This window comes from Nocardioides agri (assembly GCF_013778305.1).
GTDB classification, from domain to species: domain Bacteria; phylum Actinomycetota; class Actinomycetes; order Propionibacteriales; family Nocardioidaceae; genus Nocardioides; species Nocardioides agri.
The window spans coordinates 360,693-379,522 of the sequence record NZ_JACEIC010000001.1 but is presented as its reverse complement, the minus strand read 5'-3'; the positions used below and the strand labels follow the sequence as shown (position 1 = coordinate 379,522).

Here is an 18,830-nt window from a genome sequence, read left to right as displayed (position 1 = left end):
CGGCTGCGGAGCTAGGCCGGGAGCGGCCGCGTCCAGGTGCCGGTGCCTTCGTCGAGGTGGAGCTCGCCGTCGGTCTGCTCGGCGGCCTGGGGGTCGTGGGTGGCCATGACGACGATGGCTCCGCGCCAGGCCTCGGCGCGCAGGGCGGTGACGATGCGCTCGCGGTTGGCGGCGTCGAGGTCGCTGGTCGGCTCGTCGGCGAGCAGCACCCTGGCCTGGGCGGCGAAGGCGCGGGCGAGCGCGACGCGTTGCTGCTGGCCACCGGAGAGCTCCTCGATGAGGTGGTTGCCGCTCTCCTCCAGACCGACCAGCGCCAGCGCCTGGTCGCTGCGGGCGGCGGCCTCGGCAGGCTCGACGCCGGCGGAGAGCAGCGGCACCAGCACGTTCTCGGTCGCGGTGAGCGAGGAGGCCAGCCCGTTGCCCTGCGGGACGATCGAGACGTCCAGGCGGGCCGCCTGCTCCCGGGCGGTGATGAACGTGCCGTCCAGGCCAACCTCGCCGCGGGTGGGCCGCAGCGCGCCTGCGAGCGCCCACAGGAGCGTGGACTTCCCGGCGCCGGACGGCCCGGTGACCGCGAGCAGCTGCCCGGGCCGGACGACCAGGTCGCCGAGCGACGCGAGGTCGAGCGCGACGTGCTCGCCGTAGCGCACCTTCAGGTCTCGCGCGACCAGCTCAGACATCGGAGACCCCTTCCGCGCCCCCGGTCTCGGGGAGCAGCAGGTACTGGCCGTCGACGAGGTGGAAGCGCACCAGCGTGCCGGGTAGCAGGTCCTCCCGCACGTGCGGCGGCAACGGCAAGAACCCGTCTGGGGTGACGACCGCGAACTCCTCCCCGCTGCGCCCCTCCCCGCCGACCCGACCGTCGCGGATCGTGATGGTGCGCGGCAGGAACGAGGCCACGTCCGGGTCGTGGGTGACCAGCACCACCGTGGTGCCCAGGTCCCGGTTCAGCGTCGCCATCCGCTCCAGCACCAGGTCCCGGGCGGCGTGCTCGAGCTGGCTGGTGGGCTCATCGGCCAGCAGCAGCCCGGGCCGCGCCGCCATCGCCACCGCCAGCGCCGCGAGCTGCAGGTGCCCGGGGCTGAGCTCGGCCAACGGCCGGTCGACCTCACGCTCCAGCCCGACACCGGCCAGCACGTCCACCGGCTCCGGCAGCTCCACCCCCCGGCCCGAGCGGCGGGCGGTGCGCTGGGCGAACCGGACGTTCTCCATGGGGGTCAGGTAGGGCAGCAGGTTGCGGCCCGCGCCCTGCAGCATCAGCGAGACCCGCCGCGCGCGCAGCGCGTCCAGCTCGCGCGGCGTCGCCGCGGACAGCTCGGTCGCGCCCACGAACACCTTCCCGGCGCTGGGCCGGAACACCCCGGCCAGCAGGCTCAGCAGGGTCGACTTCCCCGCACCCGAGGGCCCCAGCAGCCCGACCATCTCCCCCGCACCGACCTCGAGGTCGACCCCCGACAGGGCCGCGACCTCGTGGCCCTCGGAGCGGTAGATGTGCACCAACCCGTGCGTGGTCACCCGCAGCCCCGCGGGCTCGGCCGGCACGGTCGTCGCCGTCGTCATCGCGCTCACATCGTCTCCCGCAGCCGCTGCAACCGGGCCCGTCCCGCCAGCGCCCGACCGATCACCACGCTGCCCAGGCCCAGCACCACCAGCGAGACACCCACCGCGACGAGCACCGCCCCGAACGCGGTGTCCAGGTCCAACGTCGAGACCTCCGGCGCGGTCGCGAACAACGGCACCAACGGCATCGCCAAGCGCGCACCCAGCAGACCCGACACCGTCCCGGCCACTACACCGACCAGCACTGCCGGCATCTGCGCCGCCACCGCCATCGACCGGATCGACCGACGCCCCACTCCACTCATCCGCAACGCCGCCAGGTCCCGGGTCCGCCCCCGCCACCCGCTCGCCGCGCTGACCACCAACGCCAACAGCTCGATCAACACCGCCAACACCCCCACCAACGCAGCCAGCTGGAGACTCCACGCCGCCGCCGACTCGTCGTACGACCGCCGGACGTCGGCCACGGTGCGGGCATCCACGACCGCGACGCCGTGGTCCGCGAGCGCTTCGGTCGTGTCGTCGAGCAGCTGCTGGTCGGCCTCGGCGAACCACACGGAGAGCTGGCCGATCGAGCTCACCTGGCGACCTCGCTGAAGGGTCTCGAGGTCGGCGACGATCGTGTTCGGCGGGGAGCCGGGCACGGCGTCCAGGGTGCCCACGGCAGCGGCGTCCTGCACCTCGCCGTCGATGCCGGTCATGCCGAACTCGTTGCCGGACGAGCCGGGCGGAAGAGCGCCCGAGGCCAGCGCCGGCACCAGGGTCGGCACCCAGGCGTGGTTGAGCGTGATCTCGGCGACCCCGCCATTGCGGAGCTCGATGGTGAGGTCGTCCGGCGTCGTCGACGAGGGCTCCATCGAGCCGGAGGCGGTCGCCGAGTACGGCGCCCACTGGTCGGCCGGGCCGAGCGGGACGGCCGCGCCGGAGGGCTCGGCCACCAGGTGGGAGAACGTCACTCGGCCCTTCATCCCGGCAGCGGGGAAGGTCTTGAACCAGATGCCCGTGAGGATGCAGCCCGCGGTGCAGCTCACGGTGCGACCGAGGGTGGCGCTGCGAGCCCCGACCGGCAGCTCCCCGAGCTCCATGTGCAGGGTCTGGCCGCTGGCGTGCACGAGGTCGAAGCCGACCGTCACCGGCGTCGGGGTGCCGTCCGCGCGCACCGACCGGAGCGTCGAGTCGGTCAGGTCGACACTGAGCGCGTCGCCCGTCAGCACGATCGGCTCCACGTCGGGCGCGGCCAGCCGCGACCACACCGACGCGTCGGGTGCACCGCCCGGGAAGAGCGCGATGTCGGTGAACGCCTCGGGCACGACGGCAAGCGTGCCCGACGCGCCGTCACCGGGAGGCTGGATGCGCAGGACCGGAGTGGCCCGCTTCCCGGTCGGGTCGACCTCCTCCAGCGCGGTCCGGACCGACGCCAGGTCGGTGCCCGCGAGCTCCGCGACCATGGGGGCGCCCGCCTCCTGCTTCGCGGCGCTGGCCCGGTTGCGCTGGCCGATGACCAAGGCGTCGGCCGAGAACACCACGAGCGCGGAGGCGATCGTCACGATCGCGATGATCCGGCGGGTCGCCGGGCTGCGCGCGGCGTCGAGCATGCTCGTGCCGCCCCGCACCCGACCGCGGGCGAGCATCCGGCGACCCGTCGCTGCCGCCGTGGGGGTCGTCAGATGCGCGAGCACCACGCCGACCACCACGCCGATCAGGCCGGGAGCGGCGAGGGCGACCGGCCCGTCGAGGCCACCGACGGCGAAGACCACGGTGATCGCGCCCGCCCCGGCGACCAGCACCGCCTCACCGGTGCCGAGCGCCCAGCGCGCGCGCCGCGGCGGCACTCGGCGCAGCAGCCGCTCCACCGGCTCGTTCGCGACCCGCCGCGAGGCGAGCAGGGTGACGCCCGCGAGCACGACCGCGGCCAGCACGACCGCCGCGACGAACGGCCACCGCAGCTCGACGACCAACGGGTCCGGGAGCAGCGCGCCGCCCACGACCCAGGTCGCGGCGTACGCGAGCACCGCGCCGGGCAGCACCGCCAGCAGCGTGATCGGCACCAGCTCGGCGAGCAGCAGCCGGCGAGCGCCCCGGCGGCTGTGACCGCGCAGCCGGGCCAGCGCGACCTCGGGGCGACGCTGCTCGGTGATCGCCATCAGCACCAGCCACAGCACCACCACCGAGAGCAGGAAGAGCTGGGCCAGCAGCAGCGGCACCGTCACGCGCGACTGGTCGATCTGCTTCTGCACGTTGTCGGCGAGGGCGTCGAGGCCCGTGTCCGCCGCGAAGTCACCCATGCCCTCACCCAGGTCGACCCGGGCCAGCGCGTCGGTCATGTCGTTGAACTGCAGCATCTCGGCTACGCCGACGGCGTCGAGGTCCACGCCGTACGCCGCTGTCGACTGCTGGGTGTCGACACCCAGGCCGGGGTCCTCGAACGTCTCCCGCGGAGTGAGCCACCAGTCGTGCTGCACGGCGCCGGAGAGTCCGGGACCGGGCGCGCCGGAGCGCCCGGTCGGCGTCTGGCCGAGCCAGAAGTCGTCGTCCGGCGACGGCCGGTAGGTGCCGACCACCTCCAGCTCGACCGAGCCCGACTGGCCGTCGACGCCGGGGATGCCGCTCACGTCGAGGGTCGTCCCCGGCTCGAAGCCGAAGTTCTTCGCGTCGGCGACGCTGACGGCGACCTGCCCGGCCGCCTCGGGACAGGAGCCCTTGACGATCTCGACGTGGTCGCACTGACCGGACCGCCAGATCACGGCACCGAACACACCGGGCGTGACGCCGAGCACCGTCGCGCCCCCGTTGTAGCCGAGCACCGGCGGCAGGAAGCTGTCGCGGTACGTGTCGTCGAGCTGGTCGGCGACGATCTCAGGCGGGACGACGCTGCGCGACGGGTCGAAGTCCGACGGGCGGGTGGCGGTGAGCTGGAGGCTGCTGGTGATGGCCGGCGCCCCCGCGAGCACGCTGTGGGTGAGCGTCTGCTGCATGGCGCGGTAGTAGAGCGGCGCGAACGCCGCACACGCCGTCATCAGCGCAGCGAGCGCCACGACCGCGACCGCCTGGAACGGCCGGTACCGCCACCGCTTCACGCACTCACCCGTCTTCCTCGCTCAGACCGCCGCCTACCTTCTCACGACCTGACCGGTCAGTCGCCGAGCCCCGCAGCCCGGGCGCGGGCGATCGCCTCGGAGCGGTCGGCGACGCCGAGCTTGGCGAGGATGTTGGAGACGTGGTTGCGCACGGTCTTGTCGGAGAGGAAGAGCTCGCGCGCGATCCGGCGGTTCTCGAGGCCGCGCGCCACGAGGTCGAGCACCTCGCGCTCGCGCTCGGTGAGCTGGGGGAACGCCTCCCGGCCGCCGCCGGTCGCCAGGCCGCTGAAGAACCGGCCGAGCCGGTCCGCGACGGTCGGGCTGAAGACCGCTCCCCCGGCCGCGATCGTGCGGATCGCGTGCAGGAGGTCGTCGCGGCCAGCGCCCTTGACGACGTACCCGCGCGCCCCGGCCCGCATCGCCGCCACGACCGCGTCGTCGTCGGCGCTCATCGTCATCATCAGCACCCGCACGTCGGCCGAGGTGGAGAGGATCCGAGAGGTCGCCTCGACGCCGGACAGGTCGGGCAGGTTGAGGTCCATCAGCACCACGTCCGGCGTGAGCTCGGCCGCCATCGCGATCGCGCCCGCACCGTCGTGCGCCTCCCCGACCACCTCGAGGTCGGTCGCACCCGTGAGCGCGGCCCGGACGCCGTCGAGGAAGAGCGGGTGGTCGTCGACCAGCAGGATCCGGGTCATCGTGCCTCCGTGGGCAGCTCGGCGTGGACGCGGGTGCCGGTGGCGGTGCGCACGACCTCGAGCCGCCCGTCGATCTCCTCGGCGCGCTGGCGCATCGACTCCAGACCGAGCCCGCCGGCGCGGACCCGATCGGGGAGGCCGGTGCCGTCGTCCTCGACGCACAGGGTCACCAGCCGCGGCGTCGCGGACACCCGGAGCAGGACGCGGCCGGCCCGCGCGTGCTTGACCGCGTTGGCCAGCGCCTCCGCCGCGATCCGGTAGCAGGCGACCTCGACCGCGGCCGGGAGCGCGGCCGGCAGGTCGGCCGAGACCTCGATCGCCGTGCCCGGCGTGGACATCCGGTCCGCGAGGCCGCGCAGGCCGGCGGCCAGCCCGAGGTCGTCGAGCGCCGCCGGCCGCAGGTCGTCGGTGATCGCGCGCACGTCGTCCACGGCGGCCGCCACCCCGGCCGCCGCCGACCGCAGCAGGCCCTCGGGCACCGGGTCCGCGACCAGGTCCCGCGCCGTCTCCACCTGGAGGCGTACGCCGGCCAGCGCGGCCCCCACGCCGTCGTGCAGGTCGCGCCGCAGCCGGCGCCGCTCCTCCTCCCGCGCGGTGACGAGCGCGGACCGGCTGTGCTGGAGCCGCTCGGAGAGCCGCAGCGCCGCGATCGCCGGTGCCACCTGGTCGCAGACGACCACGAGCAGGTCCGCGTCGCGACCGGTGACGGCCGGCTCGCCCGCCCGCGGCTCGACCAGCAGCGTGCCGACGACGTCGCCGCGGTGCCGCAGGGGGAAGCCGCTGCCTCCGAGGTCGTCGAGCACGATGGTCGCCGAGCCGAGCCGCAGCGAGTCCACCAGCACCGCGCAGACCCGCTCGGGCACCTCGCCGAGGTCGTCGCGGAGCGCGGCGGCGGTCGCCTCCAGCACCTTGGCCGGGTCGGCGCGGTCGCCGTAGAACATGCGGTCCACGCCCCGGTTGAGCCGCACGCCCAGCGGGTGCAGCAGCAGCCCGCAGACCGCCGCGGCCGTGGCGGCGGCAAGGGTCGGGCCGCCGGGCAGCACCGCTGCGAGCAGCAGGAAGAGGCTGACGTAGATCGCGGCGAGGCAGACCGCCAGGCTCACCCCGCCGATCGCCCGGCACACGGCGAGGTCGAGGTCGTAGAGACGGTGCCGGGTCACCGCCACGCCGATCGCGATCGGCACGAGCGCGGTGGCGGCTGCCTGGGTGAGGGCGTTGACGGGCCAGGGCAGCCAGCCCTGCAGCGCCGTGTCGAGCACCAGCAGCAGGGCCGGGACGAGCAGCACCTGGACCTGACGGCGCACGAGCCCGTCGGCCCGGCGCCACCGCACCGCGAGCGCGGCGACGCCGGCGACGACGGACGGCACGAGCAGCGCGGCCCCGGCGAGGAACGCCACCTGCGCGCCGTCGCTCGGGTAGGTCCCCGACCCGATCGCGAGCAGGGCCATGCCGACGATCGAGGTCGCGACCCACGGGCGCCAGCGCGGGCTGGGCAGCGACCCGTCGGGGTAGAGCAGCGGGACGAGCGTCATCAGCGGGACGAACCCGCCCACCCAGATCCACTCGTTGACGGACTCGGCACCGAGCGCGGAGCCCAGCGCCGCCGTGGCGCCGCAGCCGCCGATGCCGAGCAGCAGCCACCCGATCCGCCGGCCGCCGGTGCCCGAGAGCACCAGGACGGCGGCGGCCGAGTAGGCGAGGCCGATGGCCACGTCGACCGGCAGGTCCGGATGGTCCGACCAGTCGGCGACGAGGACGGCGGCGGCGACGGACATGGCCCCCGCGAGCGACGCGACGGCGACCGCCACGCGGGTGCTCGACATGGCGCGTGATCCTAGATCAGCCGCGGCCGGGCCGGGCGGAGACGAGCGCGATGACCGCTCCGGCGACCAGGACGAGCCCGGACCAGGTCCGGTCCACGTCGAGCAGGAGGCCCATCGCGCCGGTCCAGGCGAACCCGGCGCCGGCGAGCACACCGAGGCGGCGTACGGCGGGCACGGCCGCTGCCGCGACGGCGATCACGACGAGGGTGCAGACGAGCCAGGCCATGTCGAAGTAGTGCGGGTTCTGCGCGTGGTGGCCGCTCGCGGCGTTCTGCAGGTCGATCTGGTCGAGGACGTACGGCGTGCACAGCGCGCCGGTGACGAGGGCGAGCGGCATCAGCACCGGGTCCACCCGCACGGGCAGCCGGAGGAGCGGCCGGCGCGGCAGGGCGAGCCAGAGCAGACCGCCGGTGACCGCGACCACGACCATCAGGGCGGGGGCGCCGCCGCCGGTGGCCGCGGCCGCGCAGCCGGCACCCGTGCCGACGAACGCGAGGTGCAGGATCCCGGCGGCGGACGACGGGCGGCGGCCCCGCCAGGCGGCCCCGATCAGCGGCACGACGGCGAGCAGCCAGAGGGTGGTGAGGAGCAGGCCCTGCCCGGTGAGCTGGTGGTAGCGGTGCCCGGAGAGCTCCCCGGTCGCCAGGAACCGGATCATGCTGACGGTCCAGACCGTCGGCAGCGCCGCGGCCAGGGAGCCGGCGACGCCGATGGCGATCCGCCGCAGCGGCCTGGGCGGGGTGGTGGTCGGAGGGACGGTGGTCTCGGTGTCGATCATCATGGCGACGACGGTGCCGCGCCCCCTGTCCTGGTGACATCGCCGGAATGTCCTGACCGTGTCCCGGCACCCCGATAGCCTGCGGCCATGCGGATCGGCGTCCTCGGCACCACGGTGGCCGCCGACGACTCCGGCCCGGTCACCCTCGGCGGCCCCAAGCAGCGCGCCCTGCTGGCCGCGCTCGCGCTGCACCGCGGCCGCGCGGTCTCGGTCGACACCCTCGCCGACCTGGTCTGGGACGGCGCGCCACCACCCGGGGTGTCCGGGACCCTGCAGGGCTACGTCGCCGGCCTGCGCCGGGCGCTCGAGCCGGGCCGTACGACGCGCGGCGGCGGGACGCTGCTGGTCACCGAGCAGCCGGGCTACGCGCTCCGCGTCTCGGACTCCGACCTCGACACGGTCGCGTTCGAGACCGCGGTCGCGTCCGCGCACGCCCTGGTCGCGCCCGTGGCCGATGCCCTGTGCCACGGACGGCCCCTGCCGTCCGGCTCCCCCGACGCCGGCGGCCTGAACGAGCTCTACGCGTCGCTGGAGCAGGCGCTCGCGCTGTGGCGCGGGGTGCCCTTCGCCGAGCTCGGCGAGGTCGCCGCGGCCGCCGGCGAGCGGGCGCGGCTCGAGGAGCTGCGCGTGCTGGCCAGCGAGGACCGCGCGGCGGTGGGCATCCTGCTCGGGCTGCACGCCACGGTCGCGGCCGAGCTCGACGCGCTCACCCGCGCCCATCCGCTGCGCGAACGCGCCTGGGCCCTGCGCGCGCTCGCGCTGGCCGCCTCCGGGCGCCAGGCCGACGCGCTCGCGGTGCTCCGCGAGGTCCGCGACGTCCTCGACGAGGAGCTCGGGCTCGAGCCGGGCCCCGAGCTGCGCGCCGTGCAGACGGCCGTGCTGCGCCAGGAGACGAGCGCCGCCGTGCCCGCGCCTGCCCCGGCGACGCCGGCGCCCGTCCCGGCGCCCGTCCCGGCGCCCGCCGCGGCGACGGTCGAGGCAGAGGCCCAGGCGCCGTTGCCCTTTCCCTCCCTGTGGCCGTGGTCGCTCGCCGGTCGGGACGAGGAGCTGGCGGCGCTGACCGCGCTCGTCGACCGGGTGGTCGCGGGCGCCGGGTCGTCCCCGGCGTTCGTCGCGCTCACCGGCGAGCCCGGCATCGGCAAGAGCCGGCTCTCGATCGAGCTCGCGCAGTACGCCGACAGCCTGGGTGTCTCGATCGCGTGGGGCCGCTGCTCGCAGGACGACGGCGCGCCGGCGCTGTGGCCGTGGGCCACCGTGCTCGAGCGGCTCGGGTCCGCCCTCCCCTCCGCCGCCGACGGCGACGACGAGGGCGCGGCGTTCCGGGCGTGGGAGAGCGTCGTCCAGACCGTGCTGGCCGCCGCCGAGAAGCGTCCGCTGCTGCTCGTGCTCGACGACCTGCACTGGGCGGACACCTCGAGCCTGCGGGTGCTCCGGCTGCTCACGGAGGCGGTCGCCCAGGAGAGCCCGGTCCGGCTGCTGGTCGTGGCGACCTGGCGGGAGCACCCGGTGCCGACGGGCGCGCTCGCCGAGGTCGCGGAGGCGCTCGCCCGCAAGCACGCGCTGCGGCTCCAGCTGCGGGGCATCTCCGCCGAGGCCGCGGCCCAGGTCTTCGCCCAGGTGGCGGAGACCGATCCCGGCGACACCGACGCCGACACGCTGCGGCAGCGGACCGAGGGCAACCCGTTCTTCCTCGTCGAGTACGCGCGTCTGGCCAAGGACGGCGACCTCGCGGCACTGGTCGCGGAGGGTCGCCCGCCGGCAGCGGTCCACGAGGTGCTGACCCGCCGGCTCGCCCACCTCGACGAGGGCACCCAGGACCTGCTGCAGACGGCCAGCGTGCTGGGCCGGATCTTCGACCTCGGGACGCTCGCGGAGGTGGCGCGGGTCGACGACGACGCCGCGCTCGACCTGCTCGACCCCGCCATCGAGGCCGGGCTGGTGGCCGAGGACGGCATCGACCGGTTCCGCTTCAACCACGCGCTGGTCCGCGACACCGTGCTGAGCGGGCTGCCGCAGTCCCGGCGCGCGCGTGTGCACGCCCGCGCCGCCGAGGCGCTGACCGGTCGCGCGCACCGCGAGACCGAGGTCGCGCGGCACTGGCTCTCCGCCGGACCGCGCTACGTCGCGCAGGCGTGGCCGGCCGCGCAGGCGGCGGCGCGCTCGGCGACCGCGGTGTTCGCCTACGTGGAGGCGCTCGAGATGCTCGAGCACGCGCTCAACGCCCAGGACGAGGACGCCGCCTCCACCCCCGCGGACCGGTTCGGGGTGCTCAACGACCTCGCCGACGTGCTCCGTCGCGCCGGCCGCTGGATGGAGCTGCGCGAGGTCGCCCACGAGGCGATCGAGGTGGCCGAGGACGCGGATGACATCGACCTGCTGATCCGGGCCGGCGCGATGACGAGCACCGGCGCCCTCTGGACCCCCGGAGGCGGTGGCGTCGACGACGTGATCGTCGCCGCGCTGCGCAGTGCGCTCGACCGGCTGCCGGCCGACGACGAGGCCCGGCGCTGCCGGGTGATGGTGTCGCTGGCGGGCGAGATCTACTACGGTGCCAGCCCCCAGGAGCGCGAGGCGCTCGCCGAGGAGGCGGTCGCGATGGCACGCCGCCTGGGCGACCCTGGCCTGCTCGTCAACATCCTCATCCGCGCCGTGATCGCGATCTGGCGCGGGGCCAACGCACGCGAGCGCCTCGACATGATGACCGAGGCCGCGCAGATCGCCCGCGAGCGCGGCGACGCCGTCGGCCTGGTCTCGGCCCTCGCGCTGCGCGCCGAGGCGGCAGGCGAGCTCGGCGAGGTGGCCATCCTCGACGAGTGCCTGGTCGAGGGCCGGGCGGAGGCCGACCGCATCCGGCACGTCTACGCCCAGCTCGTGCTCGACTCGATCGAGGTGTCGTGGCTGGCGCTGCGCGGTGACTTCGACGGCGTCGCCAAGCGGATCGGCGAGATGGGCGAGATCGGCCAGGTCGTCACGATCCCGGGAGCCCAGGAGTCGATCGCCGGTGCGCTGATGATGCAGGCGCTGTGGCAGGGCGGCGAGGCCGACGTGCTGGCCGCGCTCGAGACGATGCCGGTCGACGGTCTGGTCAACACCGCGCCACCCGTGCTGGTGATCCTGTGCCGGCTCGGTCGCCTGGACGACGCGCGTGCCTACCTGTCGAGCCACCGCGAGCACCTCGACCGGGCGCTGGGCGTCGACACGTGGTACTCCCCCATGGCCTGGAGCATGATCGCCGAGGCCGCCAGCCACCTCAGCGACCCTGACCTCGCGGCGGCGGCGTACGAGCGCCTCGTCGGCCTGACCGGGCAGTTCGCCTGCGCGGGCACCGGCAGCGCCATCGGGCCGGTCGACATGTTCCTCGCGATGGCCGCGCACACGGCCGGCCAGGACGACCTCACCGCCCGGCACGCCGACCAGGCCGTCAGCCAGTGCGAGGCCTGGGCCGTCCCGCTCGCCCGGGACTGGTGCGTCCGCGAGCGGGAGCGGCTCGGCGTCTGACTGCCCGCTCTCAGGCGGCGTAGCGGAACGTCCGGGCGTGCTGGCGGGCGAACCGGCCGCGGGTGCACCACCAGATCACCTTGAAGCCGCGCCCGCCCGGCTCGTCGAAGACGCGGTCGAGGGCGCTGCGGGGCACGCCGTACGCGACCCACGGGACCAGCCGGGCCACCTTGGCGAGCGGCGTCCCCTTGGGGTTGGCGTGCTCCTCCTCGATGGCCGCCCAGTCCTCAGCGCTCAGCAGCCGCTGGATGATCGCGATCGCGTCGGTCTCCTCGTGGGCGAGGTGGCGCCGCAGCGACTCCCGGGCGGCCGTCACCCGGACGGCGAGCGCGGCCCGGGCGTCCTCGTCGGTGTGCTCGGCGAGCCGGCGGAGGCCGGCGGCGCAACCCTCGAGGAGGGGGTCGATCTCGCCGTGCTCGGACTCCATCGCCTCCAGGGTGGCGACGTCCTGCGCGGTGCCGAGCGAGACGAGCGCCGGCCAGACGCCGGCGTCCTCGACCGTGTGGTGCTCGTGGAGCGCCTCGGCGAAGGTGTCCCACCGGTCCGCCAGCAGCGCCCAGGTCTCCCGCTCGTCGGCCGGGGTGGCGCGCACCGCGGCGACGAAGAGGTCCAGGTCGCGCCGGAAGGCGTGGTGCATCAGGTACATCATCTTCATGTCGATCGGCCCGTCGGGGGCCGCGACCTGGCCGGGCAGCCGGAGCTGCCGCGGCCAGGTGCTGCTCGTCGTGGACATCGTCAGACACCTACCTTGTCGTCGTCGGCCCGGGCGTCGGTGGTGTCGAGCTCGGCCCAGATCGCGTCGGTCTCGTCGACCTCGGCCCTGATCGCCGGCAGCAGCCGGTCGAGCCAGGCCGGGATCCACCAGTTCCACCGGCCGAGCAGGGTCATCGTCGACGGCACCAGGACCATCCGGACCACGGTGGCGTCGAGGACGATCGCGATCGCCATGCCGAGGCCCAGCTGCTTGACCACCGTGTCGGCCTCGGTCGAGAAGCCGAGGAACACCACGACCATGATCGCCGCGGCCGAGGAGATCACGCGGCCGGTGGCGGCCAGGCCGCGCTCCACGCTGCCGGTGGCGTCGCCGGTGCGCAGCCAGTCCTCACGGATCCGGGAGAGCAGGAACACCTCGTAGTCCATCGACAGGCCGAAGAGGATCGCGAAGTTCAGGATCGGGATCCAGCTCGAGACGGCGACCGCGTGGTCGATCCCGAGCACGCTCCCGCCCCAGCCCCACTGGAAGATCGCCACCAGCACGCCGTACGACGCCGCGATCGACAGCAGGTTCATCGCGGCGGCCTTGATCGGCACCACGACCGAGCGGAACATCATCGCGAGCAGGAGCACCGACACGGACACCACGAACCCGACCACCAGCCAGAGCCGCTCGGAGAGCATGCCCGAGATGTCGGCGAAGATCGGCGTGGTCCCCGTGATCTCGACACCCTCGGGCATCTCGGCCCGCAGGTCCGACAGCAGCTCCGAGGTGCGCTCGTCGGAGGGGCCGTAGGTCGGCTCCATGTCGAAGATCGCGAGCTCACCGTCGGGACTCGTGAACGGGGTGCCGACGACCTCGACCCCGTCGGTCGCCGCGACCTGGGCGGCCACCGCGGCGGCGTCGGCCGTCCCGGTCTCGACGACGAACGTGAACGGGCCGTTGGCACCCGCGCCGTACTCGTCCGCGATGAGGTCGTAGGCCTTGCGCTGGGAGGTGTCCGGGCTGGCGCTGCTGCCGTCCTGCGGCCAGGTGCGCATGCCGAGCACCGGGGCGGCGAGGAACAGCAGGAACACCAGCGCGGCCAGGCCGAACGCGACCGGGCGCCTGGTCACCCGGCGGGCCCAGCGGGCGGTGAGCGGCGTCTTGGCCACGCGTGCCGCCGCGCCCTTGCGCACCTTGCGCGGCAGCAGCCGCCCACCGGCGAGGCCGCACAGGGCGGGCACCAGCGTCAGGGCCGCCGCGAGGACGGAGACGACGGCGATCGCGGTGGCGTAGCCGAACGTCGCGTAGACGGCCAGGCCGCCGAGCTTGAGGCCCATGAGGGAGATGAGCACGGTGAGCGAGGCGAAGACGACCGAGCGGCCGGCCGTGGCCATCGCCCGGGCAGCGGCCTCCCGCTTGTCCAGGCCCTGGCGGAGGAACTCCACGTGCCGGTTGACGAGCAGCAGCGCGTAGTCGATGCCGACGCCGAGGCCCACCATCGTCGCCACGGTCGGGGCGGCGGTCGAGACGTCCATGGTCGCGGCGAGCAGCGTGACGCCGGCGGTGCCCACGCCGAGCCCGGTCAGCGCGATCGCGAGCGGCAGGCCCGCCGCGACGACCGAGCCGAACGCGACCACGAGCAGGACGAGCGCGGCGATGATGCCGGCCAGCTCGCCGGTCCCCGTCATCTGCGACTCGGCGCCGCCGGGGAGCTCGCCCCCGAGCTCGGCCTGGATGCCGGCCTCGCGGAGCGGCTCGATGGCCTGCTCGAGCGGGTCGTAGCCCTTGGCGCCGACGAGGTCGGGCTCGGTGACCGGAGCGTCGTAGGCCAGGCTCACCAGGGCGGTGTCGCCGTCCGCGGAGAGCCGCGGCGGGCTGACGACGGAGACGTGGTCGAGGGCGGCGAGCCGCTCGACCAGCGCGTCCAGGTCGGCACCGGCCAGCGGGTCGCCCTCGCGGTCGTGGACGACGACCTGGGCGGTGGCGCCGCCCCCGTCGGGGACGTGGGCGCGCAGCTGGTCGACACCGACCTGGGCGCGGGCGTCGGGGACGTCGTAGTCGTCGCGCGTGGTGCCGCCGAACGCGCCGGCGAGGCCGAACGCGATGACGACGAGCGCGATCCAGGCGCAGATCGTGCGCCAGGGGTGGGCGGCGGTGGCGTACCCGAGGCGGTGCAGGATGCGGGACACGGTGTGCTCCAGGGGTGGTCAGAGGGTGGTCGGTGTACTGACTCTGACCGTCGGCACTTGGGGCCGACTTGGAGCTGACTGGGAGGGGCGCTCAGGCGCCGCCGAGGGGGTTGACCCCGGTCTTGCCGCCCAGCGCGAAGAAGAGCAGGTCGGTCATCTCGAACGTCGTGCCCCGCCCGTGGACCGGGGTGAAGCCGGGGTTGCGCAGCAGCGAGAACCTGCTGCCCTCCATCGCCCGGTGGAACGTCTCGGCCACGATCCGGCCACCCACCCCGCGCAGCCTGCCGTCGCCGGTCTCGGCCTCACGGAGGACGTACAGCCACAGTGGCGTGCGCGCCACCACGGCGTCCTTCTGCGCGGCGGTGAGCCCGGACAGGTCGGCCCCGCCGGACCCGCGGAGGATCTGCGCCCGGGTGAGGGGCCGGACCGTGACGCCTTCGGCCCGCAACTTCGCGACCATCTGCTGCCCGCTGGCCAGCCGGAGCATCGAGGCACGGGTGAGGTTGCGGAAGGCCAGGTTGCGCCGCCGGTCGTCGAACGGGATGCCCGCGCCGCCGCCGAACGTGCTCGGCGGCAGGTTCTTCAACGGATCGGTGAGCAGGCTGTCGATCCGCTGCGCCCGGTTGAACCCGTCGGGGCCGGCCAGCCCGGGGTGCCCGCCCGTCGGGAAGTCGTACATCCGGCGCCAGTCGGCGAGCCAGTTGCTGATCAGCCGGTCCTCGCCGCCGAGGTCGCCGCCGAGGGCCGAGAACTGGAACATGTAGTCCAGGAAGCCGATGCCCTTCGGGAACCGCCGGTTCCAGTCGTAGACGGGCCGGATCATGCTGTGGCCGAGCCGGAACGCCGCGACCGAGAACTCCACGGGCATCGTCGGCAGCGACGTGGGGTCGGCGTTGGGCTGCACGACCTTGCGCCCGTTGGCGAACACGTCGTCGACGAGCGCCGGGTCGACGACCCGCGCCAGGTAGTCGTGGCGCAGCAGCCAGTGGTAGTGCAGGGTCACCGAGCGGCGGGCCCTCCGGAAGCGCTGCGCCGGCGGGAGCGCCGCCGGGAGCTTGTCGGCGACCCGGTTGTGGAACCGGATCATCGCGAGGTGCGTCTGCGCGACGATCAGGTTCTCGTCGTTGCGCGGATCCGGGATGAGCGCCTTCCGGCGGGCCCTCCGGTTGCCGGTCCCCACGCGCGGCAGGTCGTGGGCGACCTTGGCCCGGTCGGGGCCGAACCTGATCGTGTCGCCGGTGCGCAGGTGCACGCCGTCCGGCTCGTAGAACTTCGCGGACTCGGCGTCGGCCGGGCCGGCGCCGTACAGCGAGTCCAGGTCGAGGGTGGGCGAGCGACCCTGCAGCAGCTCGGCCGGGGAGATGTCGGTGCCCAGGGCCACCGAGGTCGCGTCCATCGTCAGGTCGTGGTCGATGAACTGACCCAGGTAGGTGTAGCCCGCCGGGATGTCGCCCACTCCGCCCCCGCCCTTGGTCATCGCGTCGGCGATGGCGAGCGTCAGCGGCTCGGGCACGGTGCGGCCCCGCGGGCCGACGCGGGAGAAGCGGAACGGCGGCGCGGCATCGGCCCGCTTGGCGACGGGGCCGGCGGCGCCGGGGTCCGTGACGGGGTCGGGCTCGTCGCCCGACCGGCCGCCGACCTGGGTGTTGACCAGGCCCTCACCCTCGATGAAGAAGCTCTCGGATCCGTGGCGTGCGGTCATGCTGCGACGCTAGGCCCACCCCAGGCGTGGCGCCTGACCCGAACAGGTCATGTCGTCGGGCAGTTGACCCGGCTCAGCCACCCAGCTGGGCGAGCAGCGGGTCGCGCAGCCCGACGCAGTCGAGCGCCCAGAACGGCTCGCAGTACACGAGCGCACCGGTCATCCAGGGCTCGTGCGCCGGCAGCGGCACGACCTGGAACGCCGCGTCGGGGATCCGCGCCGACGGCTTCGCGAAGCCCAGGGCACCGGCGGCGAGCCAGCCGTGGCCGCTGTAGTAGCCCGGGTCGCCCTCGAGGAAGACCGCGGGCGCGCCGAGCGCCTCCGCCTCGGCCACCGCAGCCGCGAGCAGGGCGGCACCGATGCCCCGGCCCTGGTGCTCCGGCGCGACCGACAGCGGGCTGAGCACCAGCACGTCGACCAGCGCCCGCCGGGCGTCGAGCCAGGACCGGCTCAGCTGCACGTGACCGACGACCGTGCCGTCCACCTCGGCGACCAGGCTGGCCCGGGTGCTGCCGGACGCGTCGAGCGCGCCGACGAGGCGGGCGACGACCGGTCCCTCCTCGGCGCCGAACGCCGCCTCCACCACGCCCGCGACCGCCGCGTCGTCGCCGGCCGCCGCCGGCCGGATGACCGCGTCCACCTCAGCCTGCCAGGAACGACAGCCGGACCTCGCGGTCGGCGTTGTCGATGTTGAGGTCGACGAGGCACACGCTCTGCCAGGTGCCGAGCGCCAGCCGCCCGCCGACCACCGGCAGCGTGGCGTGCGGCGGCACGATCGCCGGCATCACGTGCGAGCGGCCGTGGCCGCGGCTCCCGTGCCGGTGCCGCCAGCGGTCGTCGGCCGGCAGCAGGTCCGCGAGCGCGGCGAGCAGGTCGTCGTCGCTCCCTGCGCCGGTCTCGATCACCGCGATGCCGGCGGTGGCGTGCGGGACGAACACGTTGAGCAGGCCGTCGCCTCGTCCGGCGACGAATCCCTGGCAGTCGTCGGTGAGGTCGAGGACGACCTCGCTGCTGCCGGTGCGGTAGGAGCGCGTCTCGGAATCCACGAGCCCGATCGTGCCACGGCCCGCTACCGTCGCCCGGTGGACGTCGACTCCCTGGGCTTCCGTACCGACCTCGCGCTCGCCGCCCTCGCCGGGAGCGAGGTGGAGGACCACGGCGACCACGTCCTCGTCCGCACCCCCGCCAACCCGGACTACTACTGGGGCAACTTCCTGCTGCTCCCCCGGGCGCCGGCTGCCGGGGAGCTGGCCGACTGGGAGGCGAGGTTCGAGCGCACGTTCCCGCGGTGCCGGCACCGGGCGTACGGCGTCGCCGCGAGCGACGGGAGCATCGACGACCTCGCCGGGTTCGCCGCAGCCGGGTTCGAGACCGACGCGTCGACCGTGATGACCGCGACCGCCGTCCACGAGCCGCAGCGTCCGAACCGCGAGGCGACGTACCGGCCGCTGATGACCGACGCGGACTGGGCGCAGCAGGTCGACCTCTGGTCCGGCGACGGCGAGGAGCACGGTCGGGAGTTCGTCGTCGCGAAGGTCGCCGCGGAGCGGAGGATGACCGAGACCGGTGCCGGCGCCTGGTGGGGCGCCTTCGTCGGCGACCGGATGCTGTCGTCGATGGGCCTCTTCGCGGCCGGTCCGGGTCTGGCCCGCTTCCAGCAGGTGCAGACGCATCCCGAGGCCCGCGGTCGCGGCCTCGCCGGGACCCTGGTGCACCGGGTCAGCCGCTACGGGTTCGACGAGCTCGGCGCCACGACGCTGGTGATGGTCGCGGACCCCGGCTACCTCGCGATCCGCATCTACCGGTCGGTCGGCTTCGAGGGCACCGAGACGCAGCTCCAAGCGCAGCGCACGCCGGCCTGACCTCAGACCGAGGTGCCCGGCTCCTCGCCGCCACCCTCGGGGTCGCGGACCCCGCCGGCGCACGACGCGAAGGGCTCGGGCGCGGTCTCCCCGCCGCCGTACCGGTGCAGGAAGAGCGGCAGCCGCGGGTCGTCGGCGCCGGTCAGCTCGAGCTGTCGGCCCCAGACCGTCACGACGACGGGCGCCCCCAGGCCGGGGTACGGCGCCAGGATGCCGTTCTGCGGGAGCGCGTCGACCAGCTCCTCGACCTCGTCGCCAGCCAGATCCGGGGCGTAGGCGATCCAGACCGTGCCGTGCTCGAGGTCGTGCACCGCGTTCTCCTCGCGCACCGGCTCGTCGTAGACCCCGCAGTCGAGCCAGACCGGCGCGTGCGGGCCGCCGACGGCCGGAGCCTGCGGGTAGTCGACGTCCTCGCCGGTGTGGTCGACGGCCAGGTCGTCGTAGGACCGCACGGCGCGCAGGTCCGTCGGCACGGGGTCGTCGGCGAGGAACATCGGCACCGCGACGGCGAGGCAGGCGATGATCGCGACCCCGATCACCGCCAGCGCGATCACCGGCCCGCGCGAGGGTCGCGGCGGCGTCGGGGCGGAGGAGACGAGGACCGCCGGCGGCGGGTACGGCGGCGGCGGAGGCAGCTCGCTCATGGGGCCAGCAGGCGCTCGACGCGCTCGACCTTGGCCGTGAGCTGGCCGTCCCACCCGGGTCGGATGTCGGCCTTGAGCACCAGCCCGACCCGCGGGGACACCTCGGCGACGGCGTCGACCGCCCGCTTCACCACCGCCATCACCTCGTCCCACTCGCCCTCGACGTTGGTGAACATCGAGTTCAGCTCGTAGGGCAGCCCGGACTCCTTCACGACCCGGACCGCGGCGGCCACCGCCTCGGACACGCTCCCGGTCTCGTCACCGGTGGTCGGGGAGATGCTGAACGCGACGATCATGGG

15 protein-coding genes are annotated in these 18,830 nt (G+C 74.8%); 2 read left to right on the top strand and 13 right to left on the bottom strand.

Going from position 1 to position 18,830, the window contains the following annotated elements:
• Positions 1–11 precede the first annotated feature (11 nt).
• Genes HZF07_RS01985 through HZF07_RS01960 form a run of 6 tightly spaced genes read right to left on the bottom strand, consistent with a single transcriptional unit; the run spans position 12 to position 7,939 of the window.
• Positions 12–680 carry an ABC transporter ATP-binding protein gene (locus HZF07_RS01985; RefSeq protein ID WP_157346575.1) on the bottom strand — a complete coding sequence of 223 codons (669 nt, stop codon included), beginning with the start codon at positions 678–680 and terminating at the stop codon, positions 12–14.
• The gene (locus tag HZF07_RS01980; protein WP_157346573.1) at positions 673–1,560 is read right to left on the bottom strand and encodes an ABC transporter ATP-binding protein; all 888 of its coding nucleotides are present in this window, start codon (positions 1,558–1,560) and stop codon (positions 673–675) included. The genes HZF07_RS01985 and HZF07_RS01980 overlap by 8 nt, the downstream gene beginning before the upstream one ends.
• A gap of 5 nt (positions 1,561–1,565) precedes the next feature.
• Positions 1,566–4,637: an FtsX-like permease family protein gene (locus HZF07_RS01975; RefSeq protein ID WP_157346571.1), complete on the bottom strand. Its 3,072-nt coding sequence runs from the start codon at positions 4,635–4,637 to the stop codon at positions 1,566–1,568.
• 56 nt (positions 4,638–4,693) lie between these two features.
• Positions 4,694–5,335, bottom strand: coding sequence for a response regulator (locus HZF07_RS01970; protein WP_157346569.1), 642 nt, complete (start codon positions 5,333–5,335; stop codon positions 4,694–4,696).
• Positions 5,332–7,158, bottom strand: a complete 1,827-nt coding sequence (locus HZF07_RS01965; RefSeq protein ID WP_157346566.1) for a sensor histidine kinase — start codon at positions 7,156–7,158, stop codon at positions 5,332–5,334. Before HZF07_RS01965 ends, HZF07_RS01970 begins: the two co-directional genes overlap by 4 nt.
• Before the next feature lie 16 nt (positions 7,159–7,174).
• Positions 7,175–7,939, bottom strand: a complete 765-nt coding sequence (locus HZF07_RS01960) for a hypothetical protein (protein ID WP_157346564.1) — start codon at positions 7,937–7,939, stop codon at positions 7,175–7,177.
• Between the two features lie 84 nt (positions 7,940–8,023).
• On the opposite strand from HZF07_RS01960, the gene HZF07_RS01955 reads away from it, so the two are divergent.
• Entirely contained in the window at positions 8,024–11,434 is a 3,411-nt protein-coding gene (locus HZF07_RS01955; protein ID WP_157346562.1) for a BTAD domain-containing putative transcriptional regulator, read from the top strand.
• A gap of 10 nt (positions 11,435–11,444) precedes the next feature.
• Here the strand turns inward: HZF07_RS01955 and HZF07_RS01950 are convergent, their stop codons facing one another.
• From HZF07_RS01950 to HZF07_RS01930, 5 genes are all read right to left on the bottom strand, one after another.
• Positions 11,445–12,167 carry a hemerythrin domain-containing protein gene (locus HZF07_RS01950; RefSeq protein ID WP_157346560.1) on the bottom strand — a complete coding sequence of 241 codons (723 nt, stop codon included), beginning with the start codon at positions 12,165–12,167 and terminating at the stop codon, positions 11,445–11,447.
• Positions 12,168–12,169: 2 nt separating this feature from the next.
• Entirely contained in the window at positions 12,170–14,323 is a 2,154-nt protein-coding gene (locus tag HZF07_RS01945) for an MMPL family transporter (RefSeq protein WP_181644656.1), read from the bottom strand.
• A gap of 91 nt (positions 14,324–14,414) precedes the next feature.
• Positions 14,415–16,025, bottom strand: coding sequence for a peroxidase family protein (locus tag HZF07_RS01940; protein WP_157346558.1), 1,611 nt, complete (start codon positions 16,023–16,025; stop codon positions 14,415–14,417).
• A 73-nt stretch (positions 16,026–16,098) separates the two neighbouring features.
• Complete coding sequence (locus HZF07_RS01935; protein ID WP_198346520.1) at positions 16,099–16,665, bottom strand: GNAT family N-acetyltransferase; 567 nt, start codon at positions 16,663–16,665, stop codon at positions 16,099–16,101.
• A gap of 1 nt (position 16,666) precedes the next feature.
• Positions 16,667–17,071 carry a YjbQ family protein gene (locus HZF07_RS01930; protein ID WP_181644655.1) on the bottom strand — a complete coding sequence of 135 codons (405 nt, stop codon included), beginning with the start codon at positions 17,069–17,071 and terminating at the stop codon, positions 16,667–16,669.
• A 36-nt stretch (positions 17,072–17,107) separates the two neighbouring features.
• Here HZF07_RS01930 and HZF07_RS01925 point away from each other — a divergent pair, with 36 nt between their 5' ends.
• Positions 17,108–17,887, top strand: coding sequence for a GNAT family N-acetyltransferase (locus tag HZF07_RS01925; RefSeq protein ID WP_181644654.1), 780 nt, complete (start codon positions 17,108–17,110; stop codon positions 17,885–17,887).
• A 2-nt stretch (positions 17,888–17,889) separates the two neighbouring features.
• Here HZF07_RS01925 and HZF07_RS01920 read toward each other — a convergent pair whose 3' ends face one another.
• Both HZF07_RS01920 and HZF07_RS01915 read right to left on the bottom strand, forming a co-directional pair.
• Positions 17,890–18,531: a DUF3105 domain-containing protein gene (locus tag HZF07_RS01920; protein ID WP_157346556.1), complete on the bottom strand. Its 642-nt coding sequence runs from the start codon at positions 18,529–18,531 to the stop codon at positions 17,890–17,892.
• Positions 18,528–18,827: an MTH1187 family thiamine-binding protein gene (locus HZF07_RS01915; protein WP_157346554.1), complete on the bottom strand. Its 300-nt coding sequence runs from the start codon at positions 18,825–18,827 to the stop codon at positions 18,528–18,530. Before HZF07_RS01915 ends, HZF07_RS01920 begins: the two co-directional genes overlap by 4 nt.
• Positions 18,828–18,830: the final 3 nt, after the last annotated feature.